Below are 12,843 nucleotides of genomic sequence, written 5' to 3' on the forward strand. Positions count from 1 at the left end.
CATTATAGTTCGTTTTCACACTCAAAACGATGGTTTCAATTGCTTTTTCTGGTCTTAAATTTGTTATATTTGTTTTTGTTTATTTTCTGAATTTAAATAATAAATTAAATAAAAAAGGGCTATCGCCCGGAGGGACGATAGCCGCTTTTATAATCTTTGGGTGTCATACCGCATATTTTTTTGAACAGCTTGTTGAAATAAACCGGATCGCTATAGCCGACTAATTCGGCGATTTCATAGTTTTTGAGCTCGGGTTGTCCGGTGAGCAGCTCCTTTGCTTTGGCAATTCGTATGCCGATCAGATAATCCGTAATCGTCTGGCCTGTCTTGTATTTGAACAGACGGCTTATATAACTGGCGTTCATGCCTACTTTGTCAGCAAGACGCTCCAATTCAAAATTATGGTTATATTCCTTTTCCAGGATGCCTTTGGTTTGTTCAACGACGTAATGCTCTCCGCCCTCTGGAGACACTGGTGCTGCTTCTACAGACTCAGGAGGATTTAACTTTTGCTTCTCCTGTACACTATTGAGCAAATCGTACAATTGGGCCTTCTCTATAGGCTTAAGCAGATAATCCATAATCCCATAACGGATCGCCCGGCGGGCATATTCAAATTCACTGAATCCGCTTAACACGGCAATCGGCAATTGCTTGAAATGGCCTCTTGTTTCTTCAATCAGCCTGAAGCCATCCATTCTAGGCATTTTGATATCCGTAATCAGCAGGTCGAGCTCATCCGGCTTTAGCTCCCGCAGATGATTCCAAGCCTCCAGTCCGTTACCATATGAACCAATTACCTTTACTTCCAGGTCCATTCTGGAAGTGATTTTCTCGAGTCCGCGGCGAATAACTTCCTCATCGTCCGCAATGATGACCTTAATCACCCAAGAATCTCCCCCATTTCATCTTCCGCCATGATGATTGCGCTATCATCATCAATTATAGACTTCCTTTCATGGTTAGCAAATGTGCTGTAATGCTATTTTATAGTCTTGTATTTACTTTACGCAGTTTATCCTTGAAATCACGGGGGAAAAGAGTTATAACTACATTATATTTTGTTATTATATTATAACTATATAATAATAACAAATAATAAATTGTTAGTTATACTATTAATCCGTTAAAGCGAGGTTGCTAAGCATGGTACTACAGAACGAATATATCGGAGGTGTTACCTGGGGATTCATGGGGGTACGGGGAACCTGGGCAAATGCAGACGCAGAGACTTCCATGGAGTTAATGAAAGCGACCACTGCTGCGAATTGGACAGCTATCGCATTTAGTGCGGTTCAAGCCACACCGCAATCGACGGTGATTCCTTACCGGGAGAACCCAACGGTTGCCGATGAAGAGATTCACTGGGCTATCCGCAAGGCCAAAACCATGGATCTCAAGGTATGTCTGAAACCCATTGTCAATTGTGCGGACGGGACTTGGCGTGCCCATATCAACTTCTTTGACAAGGATGTTCCTTGTGAACCCAAATGGTCAGACTGGTTCCGCTCTTACACCGCCTTCATCCTGCATTATGCGGTAATCGCTGAGCAGAGCGGCTGCGAAATGTTCTGTATCGGCTGCGAATTGGTCATGTCAGACAGACGCGCTGAGCAGTGGCGGGCATTGATTGCTGAAGTACGCAAGGTGTACAGCGGAATCCTTACCTATAATTGTGATAAATATCAGGAGGATAATGTGACCTGGTGGGATGCCCTTGATGTCATCTCTTCCAGCGGTTATTACCCCCTGCAGGATTGGGAGGCTCAGCTTGACCGGATTGAAGCTGTAGTGAAGCAACATAACAAGCCGTTCTTCTTCATGGAAGCAGGATGTCCTAGCCGGATCGGTAGCGCCGCCGTTCCCAATGACTGGACGCTGAAAGGTGATCCGAGCTCTAGAGAACAAGAACGCTTTTATGAGGAGATGTTCAGGAGCTGTGACGGCCGTGATTGGGTTCAGGGCTTCATGCTGTGGGACTGGCCGGCACACCTCTACCCGATCGAATCAGCGCCGGCGAATGATGATTACTGCATGTACGGCAAATCTGCAGCAGTTACCATTAGTCAGTACTACCAATCCAAAATCATAATGAATCCCAAGGAGAACCCAAACGAATGAGCATGTTGACGAAAGAATGGCTAAGCAGTTTCGAACATGAGCTTAAGGGGAACATCCTGAAGTTCTGGATGGATCACACCCTGGATGTAAGTAGTGGAGGCTTTGCCGGAGAGATTGACAACCAGATGAATGTCATTGCCGGTGCGGAGAAGAGTCTGGTCCTGAATACACGAATTCTTTGGACCTTTGCGAGTGCTTACAGTATGTACGGCACCAAAGATTACCTGGAGATGGCAGAGCGTGCCTATGATTACCTGACCCTGCATTTCACGGATACGGAATATGGCGGGATGTTGTGGATGGTCAATGAGCAGGGAGAGCCTTCCCAGCCGAAAAAACAGATTTATGGTCTGGCCTTTGCCATCTATGCGATGGCTGAGTTCTATAACGCTACCGGACGCCCGGAGGCTCTACAGCAAGCGGTTGATCTGTTCCAGCTTATTGAGAAATACGGATATGACCCCTTGCATAAGGGCTATATTGAAGCACTATCGCGCGACTGGAAGATAACGGATAACCTGAGTCTCAGTGCTAAGGATCTGAATGAGAAGAAATCCATGAATACACATCTGCATATTCTCGAGGCATATACAGGACTATATCGCGTGTGGAAGTCAGAGGAACTGAAGAACAAGCTATACGAGCTGATTGAAGTCATGCTTGATCACATTATTGATCAGGCTGGAGAACACTTCCACTTGTTCTTTGACGAAGAGTGGCATGTGAAATCCGATACCCTATCCTATGGACATGATATTGAGGGCAGCTGGTTATTAGTTGAAGCCGCTGAAGTGCTCGGAGATGAGCGGCTGTTTCAGCGGGTACGCGCCAGAGCGGTCACTATGGCTGAAGCGGTTCTCGCTGAAGGGATAGCCGATGATGGAGGCATCTGGAATGAAGCGGAGAACGGCAGCCTCATCGACAAGACCAAAGACTGGTGGCCGCAGGCTGAAGCTATCGTAGGCTTCTATAACGCCTATCAGCTTACGGGTGATTCCCGTTTCTTGGAGGCTGCTGAGAACACTTGGTCGTTCACCGACAAGTATATTATCGACCACAAGCTTGGCGAATGGGTCTGGGGGGTTGACGAGGATCTGAAGCCGCTGGAGCATGCCCCCAAGGTCAGTGCATGGAAATGTCCTTATCATAACAGCAGAGCCTGCTTCGAGATGATCAAGCGGCTTACCCTCAACTTAAAGGAGACGATCTAATGACTATTTTTGAAGAACGTAAACAACAATTAACTGCACGCTATGAGGCATTGATAGGCCGCAGCAATGAGAAACTCCCTTTCGGCAACGGTATCTACGACCGTTATCTCTACCCGCTGCTTACGGCTGACCACGCACCGCTGATCTGGCGTTATGACTTCAACCCTGAGACCAACCCGTATTTCGCGGAACGAATCGGCGTGAACGGTATCTTTAATCCTGGTGCGATTGAGCTGAACGGAAAGTTTTACATTGTGGCCCGTGTAGAGGGCAATGACCGCAAGTCATTTTTCGCTGTTGCCGAGAGCGACAGCGGTGTGGATGGCTTCCGCTTCTGGGATCACCCGGTAGTTCTCCCTGAGACGTCAGACCCGGACGTCAATGTCTATGATATGCGTCTGGTGAAGCATGCCGACGGCTGGATCTACGGCTTGTTCTGTACGGAACGTAAAGATCCTGAAGCTCCCCACGGCGATCTTTCCAGTGCTGTTGCCCAGTGCGGCATTACCCGTACCAAGGATCTCATAACCTGGGAACGCCTGGCTGACCTGAAGACCGGCTCCGCCCAGCAGCGCAATGTTGTGCTGCACCCCGAGTTTGTAGATGGCAAATACGCTTTCTATACCCGCCCGCAGGATGGCTTCATCGACGCGGGTTCCGGCGGAGGCATCGGCTGGGGGTTGTCTGAAGGAATCGAGAATGCTGTCATCACTGAGGAAACCATTATGGATCAGCGCTACTACCACAGCATTAAAGAGGTGAAGAACGGTCAAGGTCCGGCTCCGATCAAAACCGCCAGAGGCTGGCTGCATATCGCCCATGGCGTCCGTAACACTGCAGCCGGACTGCGTTATGTGCTGTATGCATTCCTGTCGGATCTTGATGAGCCGAACAAGGTAACGCATGCCCCAGGCGGACACTTCATTGCTCCGGACGGGGAGGAGCGTGTCGGCGATGTATCCAATGTTGTCTTCTGCAATGGCATTATTGCCCGTGATAACGGTGAAGTCTTCATTTATTATGCATCCTCTGACACCCGTATTCATGTAGCCACAACAACCGTTGACCAGCTGCTGGATTATGTTCTGAACACACCTGAAGATCCTCTACGTTCGTATGCCTGCGTTCAGCAGCGTATAGCCATGATCGACCGTAATTTACAGCTGAAATAGATTAAAGGCGGGCCATTGTAACTCCAATGGCCCGCCTTTTTTGAATATAGAATTTATGCCTGTAAGATCCTTCGCTACTTGCTTGATCAGTTCCTCGCATCCTTCCATTTCACATTCAGTTCATGGAAAGATTGCTCCAAATCCTGCGCAGCAAGCAGTTCCTGAATATAATCGCCCGACCAGAATGACAGCTTTGCCCGGTTGGCCATGTCGATGAAGGCATCGGTCTGGACAGTAGCCTCAATCATTGTGGGATGATAGGAGAGAAACTCGCTGTATTGCGGAAGTGCCGGCTCGTCTGAGCTATGTAATGGCAGAAATCCCCAGTCTGTTGTATAGGAGGTCTCGTTGACGAAATAATGAATCCATTTCATCGCCAGCTCTTTATTCTTGCTGAATTTACTGACTCCTATGAACCAATCCGGATTCAAGGCGGCATAGTGGGTAGGATGATTGTCGTAAGGGAATGGGAAAAAGCCGATATCCTCGGGCGCAGCCCCGGCATCAAGAATCTGGCGGATCGTCCAGTTGCCCTGAAAATACATCCCTGCCTCCCCTTTGGCCAGCTTGGTTTTGGAAATCTCCCAGTTGTTGGAGAATAGCTGATCCTCCACATAACCTTTGGCCAGCATCGTTCTGGCAATCTCTATCGCCCTGCCCCATTCATTGTCAATCTTCCAGGGCGCATCCTCCTGCACCATTTCGTTCAGATATTCGGGATTACCTGTCATATAATTAACCAGATTATTGCCCCATTCCCGCAATGGCCAGACTGCACCATAATTCATATACAGCGGTATGATGCCTGCCTGCTTCAGCTTGGCACTGGCAGCATAGAATTCGTCCAGCGTCTGCGGAACCTGCCCGATGCCCGCTTGTCTGAAGGCCTGCTTGTTATAGACGACTCCGCTGGTTGTAGTGCCGGTCGACAGTCCATATCTTTTGCCGCCATAGGTTGCGAAGGTTGTGAATCTCTCCTGTGCAGCGAGTTCCGCATTCAGTGGCTCGAAAAAATAGCTCAGTTCCTTCGCAGGCAGATTAACGGGCAGCAGCAATACATCTCCCGCATCCTTCGTGGACAAGCGGACCAGAATATCGGTGGCATAATTGGATATGCCTTCGAACTCCACGTTAGCCCCCGGGTATTGTTTCTTAAATCCATCGGCATAGCTCCGGAAAGTTCCATTCTCAATCAAATCTATACGGTTGGTCAGCATGACGATGGTTCCGGTCAGCCCGGATAGAGATTCGCCTCCGGCTGGAGAAGAGGTGGGCAACACCTGACTGCCGCCGCTGTCACAGCCGCCTGACAGCAGGAGCAGGAGCAGTATGGAATGCATCGGCCAGCGTTTCTTTATACGTATCAAGCAGATTCTCCTCCTTATGTTCTTCCAGTGGTTATGGCTTCTCTTCCCGGCAAAGGGAGAGAAAGAATGACATCTGTTCCTGTGCCAGGCTGACTAAACACCTCTATGCCATAGGATGGACCATAGTGAAGCTGGATACGGTGGTGCACATTTTTCATACCGATTCCGCCATTAATGCTAAGCTTCGGTACTGCTTCATGCCTCAGACTGTCATTGAGCTTGTCCAGCGTCTCTTGTTCCATCCCGCAGCCGTCGTCACGAATATGAAACAGCAGCTTGTGCTTAATAACTTCACACTTAATGCTTAAATGCATCAGCGGCTTCGAATCATCTAATCCGTGATAGGCGGCATTCTCAATAATCGGCTGAAAGACCAGCTTGATCATGGAGTAGTTATCCAGTTCTTCGGGGACGTCGATCAGTAATACAAACCTTCCCGGATAACGGCAGCCCAGAAGCTCGACGTAATTGCGTACATACATCAGCTCCTGTTTCATAGTGGTGGTGCCGGACCATTCACCAATGCTATAGCGCAGAATCTTGCCCAGAATAGAGATCATGTCGGCAGCCTCTACATCATCGTTCAGCTCTGCTGTCATACGGATCGACTCCAGCGTGTTGTAGATGAAATGCGGGTTGATCTGGCTTTGCAGTGCCTGCAGCTCAACCTTTTTTTTCTGTTCCTCCATCTGATAGATATCCTGAATCAGTTGCCTGATACGGGCGAGCATCCGGTTGAACTGATGGCCTAGAAGTCCTATTTCATCCTTACGATTGACGCGGAACGTTACATCAAGGTCGCCGTTTTGCACTTTTTTCATCAGCTGAATCAATTGGGTCAGCGGCTTCGTCAGAGCAAAGGAGAGAATAATGGAGATCATCAGCGCAACTACAACAATAACCAAGGTAGCAGCAATGGTGGCATTGCGGGTCAGCGTTACTCCGCGGGTCAATTCATCTACAGGAATGGATATAATGACCTTCCAATTCGTCTTGGCAGAGCTTGAATAAATATTCAGCCGCTGCTTGCCGGATATTGTGTCATAAAAGCTTCCGGCTTCACCCTTAGCAGAGCGGTACAGGGTGGAATGTGAAATATCGGTGGTTAGCAGCTTCTGATCGCTGTCATAGATAACCTTCCCGTTCTCGTCAACGATGACCGACGTACCATGTGTAACTTTGTCCAGTTCGGCTACCTGATTTTCCAGATTGCTGATATTTGCTTCAACTGCGATGAGTCCAACCGGATTCCATAGCCCGTCTACAATTTTACGGACAACGGTGAACGCATAACGGGTGCTTTGCAGATTGCTGGTATACGCCTGGGTGCCGAAGAGGAGTGCCTCTCCACTCGAATTCTTCGACTGCGCGCTCCAGAACTTGTAGCTCTGCTCGAGGTCCAGACGGACGCCGCCATCCTTGGCGGAATAGTAGCCATTCCCGTATCCGTCAAATATATATACGGAGTTAGTTCCGCGCTTAATATTGTTAATGAATGAAATATTTCCTTCAATGCCCCGCTGGATCGACAATAGCAGATCGAAGTCACTGGTAGCAGGCTTTGCTGTGCTTCCCCTACTCTCCGAATTCTTTTGTTCATAATAGTGATTGGAGCGGATCAGGTTCTGCTTGATCTCATTCACATAGGCAGGCATCGAGGAGATTCTTTTCATATCTTCAATGTAGTCGTCAATGGAGTCCATCATCTGATCAATCAGCTTCTCTGAGTAAGCAACAGTGTTAGCCTGTATAGATTCAGAGTAGCTTCGGAAGCTGATTACGCTGATGAATGAGAGCGGAAGTGTAATAATAATCAGGAAGACGAGCAGAAGCTTGCGTTCCATGCCCATGTCCCCGATGTAGGACCACCAGCGGTTACTGCGTTGTGCATTCATTTGGTCCTTCTCCTTACTTTAGCTTATGTATATAAAACGCACTTAAGATTTGAACTTGAAGCTTCATCGTCACTGCGGTGAACATTTGGACTTCCGGCCGCTGTTGTCACCAGATTTCTTGATTTAATCCGCTCTTCGCGGTTGAAATCCGGTGACAAAGGCGGTCGCTACCGCTCCTACAGTTCCAAATTTCCCCTCCACTTCTTTTGCTTTTTGTTATTTCTTCAGTGCCTTCTATATAACTTTTTATTAAGAAATACCTAACAGTTATTATACTTGTTAGCGTAAGGGTATACAAGACTATCCAGCGCAAAAGAACCCCACATCGTGGGGTCCCGGAGTTGATAATTACTCAGCTAAGGCACAGTAAGGATGACTTATTGTACAGTTACACTATCCACATAAACAGCTGATTGTCCGCTGCTGTTAGAGGAAGCTCCGAACTCAACCCCGAGCTCTCTTACATCGGATAGATTAGAAATATTACTGAGTGAAAGTGTCAATGTAGAGTCTGTTGAATGAATAGCTGTAATTCCGCCATCATGCCAAGTCCAGCCCGACCCGGTCTTCACATACAATTTGGCTGAAATGCCGTTGCCAATATTTCCCCAGGGTGCGTGCTTTATGGTTGCTTTAAGAATGTTTTTACCTGATAAATTATGATGCCCAGTGTAATAAAGGCTGTGCGAGGAACCGGCGGCTAAGTAGATATCTGCCTTCAGGGAGTTTGTCCCGGCGGCTGTCCATTCATTGGTGACCCAAGGCCCGCCCGATATATTGCTTCCCGACCAGCCCGAGATTCCGGATTCGAAATCATACAAGGTTGTCACTGTACCTCCCGGTGTTGGGGTTGGTGATGTTGTCGGTGTCGGTGATGGTGTTGGGATTGGGGTCGGTGTCGGTGATGCTGTTGGAGCAGGTGATACTGTCGGAGTCGGGGTCGGAGTTCCCCCTCCGAATACACCACTCAGGATGGATGTGGCCTGGATGCCATAACTGCCGTTTACAACGGTGTTGCCGAAGGAGGTAAGTGAATTTCCTGCCCAATCATGGGTCATATCAAGATAGGTCAAGTCACTGCTGTTCCCCTTCCAAGACCAGGCGAGCCAGCCGACCTTCTTCTGCTGGGAATAGCTCATAATCGTTGCTTCATCCACATCCCCATTGGTGTGCTGCCCGCCAAACTCACCAATAATGAGCGCAAGATTCTTGTTCAGCACTTCGTCGATATTGGATTTGACTGTAGCTGCATTGCCGCCGGCATATTCATACATGTGTATAGAGAAAACTGTATTCTTCAATGAATCCGAGTTCAGGACTTCTGTGCCATAATTGATGGCCGAAGCCGGATATTGCCCCCAGCCAGCCGAGTCAACAATGAGGGTATGATTCAGGCCGGCATTGCGCAGCTTGGGGATAGCCTGTTTATAGCCGGCAGCCCATGCCGGTCCATCCCATGTTCCGTACCACTCGTTGGCAATATTGATGATTACGCGGTCTTCTTTGCCGATCAGGGCGCTCTTAATAGCAATCCAATAATTCACAGCATTGTCCAGATCGGTGAGACTGTCACTCCCTGTGGCATCATGCACTTCCAGCACAGCAATCAGTTTATTTTGCTCGCAAAGGCTAAGGATGTTCTGGACAGCGCTTACATCATCTAACGTCCATTTATGACCGTCAGACAATACAATTCGGACCGTATTGGCCCCTGTTTTGGCAATGGCCGGAATTGCGGTGGTTAACTGATCCTTGTACCAGGTATGCGCATGATTGACGCCTCGCATAACAAAGGGTGTACCGGTTGCATCCATTAATTTGGTTCCGCTTACATAAAACCCGCTGGCAGCATGAGCATCTTTTGGAACCAGTCCGATCAGAGATAAAACCAGTAGTAACGCCGTCAATGTTATCGACCACTTGCGTATCACCAATAACCACCTCATGAGATTTTATTTATGTGAACCCTCATATACGAAACGATTGACCTGAACGTTCACCTCCAATTTTAGAATATGAGGGGACATATAGAGTTGCTCTTCTTAAGCATGGGTTCACGAGTTTGTTAGTTTATCTGTATTCAGTTAGTGACTTATTGTCATATTAGCATAACTTTATTTAGGGTCCGTATAACGATTTTATCCTTTTTCCTAATAATCAAAATTATGTATAATACATCGCCGGAATCTTAGGATATCAACCGGATGCAATTAAAAAAGGGCTGTCCCAAAAGCCATGAAATGGGATAGCCCCTTATTTTACCTATTTACCTGTTTCAGCAAATTGTTTGATGCGGAGGCCCACTTGATCACGAACCCGCTGGAAGACCGCCCACTTCTCCTCCTCTGTACCTTGCGCTTTGGCCGGATCATCGAATCCCCAATGCTCACGTTTCACTTGAGGCGGAGTAACGGGGCATTTATCTGCGGCGTCTCCGCATAAGGTAATCACCAGGTCAGCGTTATTTAGAAGCTGAGGATCTATAATATCGGACGTTTGATCTGAGATATCAATGCCTACTTCGCTCATCGCCTGAACAGCTTTCGGATTCAGACCGTGAGCCTCTATACCTGCACTGTAGACCTCCCATTGCCCGCTCAAGTATTGCTTAGCCCAGCCTTCGGCCATCTGGCTCCGGCAGGAGTTGCCTGTACACAAAAAGTAAATGGTTTTCTTATTCATAAGTCATATCTCCTTTGAGTTTAAAATAGGGTCAACGTTATATATAGACCAAGCAGTGTGATAAACAGCGTAGGGATCGTCAAAATAATACCTGTTTTGAAATATGTCCCCCAGGATATCTTCACTCCTTTGCTTGAAAGAACATGCAGCCACAGTAAGGTTGCCAGAGAACCAATCGGTGTAATCTTCGGTCCTAAGTCAGAACCGATAACATTCGCATATACCAAAGCTTCTTTAATCAGCCCAGAGGTGTGCGTAGAGTCAATGGCCAGCGCATCAATCATGACGGTAGGCATGTTATTCATGATGGAGGAGATCACTGCGGCAATAAAGCCCATCCCCATCGTTGCTGCGAACAGCCCTTGATCGGCAACAGATTGAATAATACCTGCAAGTATGTCCGTCAGTCCCGCATTGCGCAGACCATACACAACAACATACATCCCGATGGAAAAGAAAACAATGGCCCAAGGCGCCCCCTTCACTACTTCCATTGTTGGTACAGCAGCACTTTTCCTTGCCATGAACAGAAAAAAGATCGCGATGACACCTGCCACTACCGATACCGGAATATTTAGAAACTCACTGACAAAGTATCCTCCCAGCAGCACCGCAAGAACAAACCAGGACAGCTTGAACATCTGCTTGTCTTTGATAGCCTCCTCAGGGTTTTTTAGCTGCGAGCTATCAAAGTTTCTTGGAATGCTTCTACGGAAAAAGAGATAAAGCACCAGTATACTTGCCCCTAAGGAAAATACAGTAGGCACTAACATCCGTCCGGTATATTCCATAAAGGTCAGCCCGAAAAAATCAGCCGATACGATATTCACCAGATTGCTTACCACCAGCGGTAAAGACGTAGTATCTGCTATGAATCCGCTGGCAATGATGAATGGAAAAACCTTTTTCTCATCAAAATTCAGCGCACGGACCATAGCCAGTACAATCGGTGTTAGAATGAGTGCTGCTCCGTCGTTAGCAAAGAATGCCGCTACTATGGCACCCAGAATGATGACATAGATGAACATCCGGGTTCCATTCCCGCTGGCAGCTTTGGCCATATGTAGAGCAGCCCATTCGAAGAATCCGATTCTATCGAGGATCAGTGAGATCAGGATGATTGCAACAAAGGCAAGTGTAGCATTCCATACCATTAGCGTAACGTCCAGAACATCATTAAAGCTGACTACACCGACAAGTAACGCCAGTAACGCTCCGCCGCAGGCAGACCATCCAATGGACAAATGTTTAGGCTGCCAAATGACAAAAATCAAGGTGACTATAAAAATAAGACTTGCCAGAGCTACCAAATTAGTTCCCCCATATTAAGTCTATATGCCGAACATCATTATATGATTATATACTTATATAATCAACGATAAAAATGTCATTCGCAACAGATCGAATTAGACGGCTTGTTTAATTTCGATAAAAGGATACTAGCTTCCGGTGTAAAATTTAATATGGCCTTAACATGGGGCTTATCTTCAATATTTAAAGAATAATACACCCACTGTCCCCTTTTCTGTTCCTTTACCAATCCGCTGCTTTTCAGTTTTCGTAAATGCTGACTGACGGCTGGCTGAGAAATATCAAAAAGATCCACGAATTCACATACACACCACTCCCGCTCTTTTAGAAGAGTAAGAATCATGAGGCGTGTTCTATCTCCCAGGAGCTTCAAATCTTCTGTAAGATCATTTATTAGTTCCATTTCTAACTCTCCTCTCTCCGTATATAAGACGATAGTTATATTCTAAGACCTCTATGATCAATTATCAACTAAGTCTAATAAATATTTGCAATTTGCAATTAATTACGATATAACTACGGAATTCAGATTGGGCGAAATTGAACATCTCCCCGTCGCTGACAATTCAATAAACGTGATTATCTCCAACTGCGTGATTAACCTCTCACCAGACAAACAGCAAGTATTTCGGGAGGCCTATCGTGTCCTCCAACCAGGCGGCCGTCTGGCTATCTCCGACATTGTAACTACAGCAGAACTTCCCCCTGAGATCAAAAATGATCTGGACGAATACTATTCAGGTTGTATCTCCGGAGCTTCTTCCATCGCTGATGTAGAGCAGATGCTTCGGGAAAGTGGCTTCTCTGAGATTAGTATTGAACCCCAAGACGAATCCAGAACATTTATCAAGGACTGGGTTCCCGCTGCGAACGTTGGCCAATACATTGTTGCTGCTGTAATTAAGGCGAGAAAGTAACTACAATCAGATAGGGCATCGAACGGATTATCCCCATTCCAGTACACCCACTGATGCTGAAATTAAAAATTGTACGGTAATGACCCAGTTCCTGTCCTGATCGGGATGGATGGAGTCCGCTACCTATTGAAAGCGCCATACGTTCGATACCGGGAATAATAAAACAC

At 47.1% G+C, this 12,843-nt stretch carries 10 protein-coding genes and 2 pseudogenes; 4 read left to right on the plus strand and 8 right to left on the minus strand.

Annotated elements, in window-relative coordinates; all coding sequences use genetic code 11:
- Positions 1-119: 119 nt before the first annotated feature.
- Complete coding sequence (locus tag HQN87_RS33055; RefSeq protein ID WP_173137239.1) at positions 120-887, minus strand: response regulator transcription factor; 768 nt, start codon at positions 885-887, stop codon at positions 120-122.
- Between the two features lie 259 nt (positions 888-1,146).
- Here HQN87_RS33055 and HQN87_RS20805 point away from each other — a divergent pair, with 259 nt between their 5' ends.
- From HQN87_RS20805 to HQN87_RS20815, 3 genes are read left to right on the plus strand one after another with little or no spacing between them, the layout of a single operon-like run.
- Entirely contained in the window at positions 1,147-2,121 is a 975-nt protein-coding gene (locus HQN87_RS20805; protein ID WP_173137241.1) for a glycoside hydrolase family 113, read from the plus strand.
- The gene (locus HQN87_RS20810; RefSeq protein WP_254075586.1) at positions 2,118-3,332 is read left to right on the plus strand and encodes an AGE family epimerase/isomerase; all 1,215 of its coding nucleotides are present in this window, start codon (positions 2,118-2,120) and stop codon (positions 3,330-3,332) included. The genes HQN87_RS20805 and HQN87_RS20810 overlap by 4 nt, the downstream gene beginning before the upstream one ends.
- The gene (locus tag HQN87_RS20815) at positions 3,332-4,504 is read left to right on the plus strand and encodes a glycoside hydrolase family 130 protein (protein WP_173137243.1); all 1,173 of its coding nucleotides are present in this window, start codon (positions 3,332-3,334) and stop codon (positions 4,502-4,504) included. Before HQN87_RS20810 ends, HQN87_RS20815 begins: the two co-directional genes overlap by 1 nt.
- Before the next feature lie 86 nt (positions 4,505-4,590).
- On the opposite strand, the gene HQN87_RS20820 is transcribed toward HQN87_RS20815, so the two are convergent.
- The 6 genes from HQN87_RS20820 to HQN87_RS20845 form a co-directional block, all read right to left on the minus strand.
- Entirely contained in the window at positions 4,591-5,871 is a 1,281-nt protein-coding gene (locus HQN87_RS20820; protein WP_173137245.1) for an ABC transporter substrate-binding protein, read from the minus strand.
- Positions 5,872-5,885: 14 nt separating this feature from the next.
- Positions 5,886-7,766 (minus strand): cache domain-containing sensor histidine kinase, encoded by a 1,881-nt coding sequence (locus HQN87_RS20825; protein ID WP_173137247.1) that lies wholly within the window; start codon positions 7,764-7,766, stop codon positions 5,886-5,888.
- A 377-nt stretch (positions 7,767-8,143) separates the two neighbouring features.
- A complete protein-coding gene (locus HQN87_RS20830) occupies positions 8,144-9,697 on the minus strand; it encodes a glycoside hydrolase family 5 protein (protein ID WP_367272759.1) in 1,554 nt (517 codons plus the stop codon).
- 331 nt (positions 9,698-10,028) lie between these two features.
- The gene (gene arsC, locus HQN87_RS20835; RefSeq protein ID WP_173137252.1) at positions 10,029-10,448 is read right to left on the minus strand and encodes an arsenate reductase (thioredoxin); all 420 of its coding nucleotides are present in this window, start codon (positions 10,446-10,448) and stop codon (positions 10,029-10,031) included.
- 20 nt (positions 10,449-10,468) lie between these two features.
- Positions 10,469-11,758 (minus strand): arsenic transporter, encoded by a 1,290-nt coding sequence (locus HQN87_RS20840; RefSeq protein ID WP_173137254.1) that lies wholly within the window; start codon positions 11,756-11,758, stop codon positions 10,469-10,471.
- 77 nt (positions 11,759-11,835) lie between these two features.
- Positions 11,836-12,162: an ArsR/SmtB family transcription factor gene (locus tag HQN87_RS20845; protein ID WP_173137256.1), complete on the minus strand. Its 327-nt coding sequence runs from the start codon at positions 12,160-12,162 to the stop codon at positions 11,836-11,838.
- A 115-nt stretch (positions 12,163-12,277) separates the two neighbouring features.
- Between HQN87_RS20845 and HQN87_RS20850 the strand changes: the two are divergent.
- Positions 12,278-12,676 (plus strand): annotated as a pseudogene (locus tag HQN87_RS20850) (methyltransferase domain-containing protein); the annotation flags it as partial.
- Positions 12,677-12,686: 10 nt separating this feature from the next.
- Here the strand turns inward: HQN87_RS20850 and HQN87_RS33220 are convergent.
- Positions 12,687-12,793 (minus strand): annotated as a pseudogene (locus HQN87_RS33220) (TetR/AcrR family transcriptional regulator); the annotation flags it as partial.
- Positions 12,794-12,843: the final 50 nt, after the last annotated feature.

The organism is Paenibacillus tritici (assembly GCF_013204885.1).
GTDB classification, from domain to species: Bacteria; Bacillota; Bacilli; order Paenibacillales; family Paenibacillaceae; genus Paenibacillus_AQ; species Paenibacillus_AQ tritici.

What these genes read in the sequence shown, in the direction of transcription:
- HQN87_RS20805 (WP_173137241.1), top strand. Translation starts at nt 1,147, where the DNA reads ATGGTACTACAGAACGAATATATCGGAGGTGTTACCTGGGGATTCATG.
- HQN87_RS20810 (WP_254075586.1), top strand. Translation starts at nt 2,118, where the DNA reads ATGAGCATGTTGACGAAAGAATGGCTAAGCAGTTTCGAACATGAGCTT.
- HQN87_RS20815 (WP_173137243.1), top strand. Translation starts at nt 3,332, where the DNA reads ATGACTATTTTTGAAGAACGTAAACAACAATTAACTGCACGCTATGAG.
- HQN87_RS20825 (WP_173137247.1), bottom strand. Translation starts at nt 7,766, where the DNA reads ATGAATGCACAACGCAGTAACCGCTGGTGGTCCTACATCGGGGACATG.
- arsC (WP_173137252.1), bottom strand. Translation starts at nt 10,448, where the DNA reads ATGAATAAGAAAACCATTTACTTTTTGTGTACAGGCAACTCCTGCCGG.
- HQN87_RS20845 (WP_173137256.1), bottom strand. Translation starts at nt 12,162, where the DNA reads ATGGAACTAATAAATGATCTTACAGAAGATTTGAAGCTCCTGGGAGAT.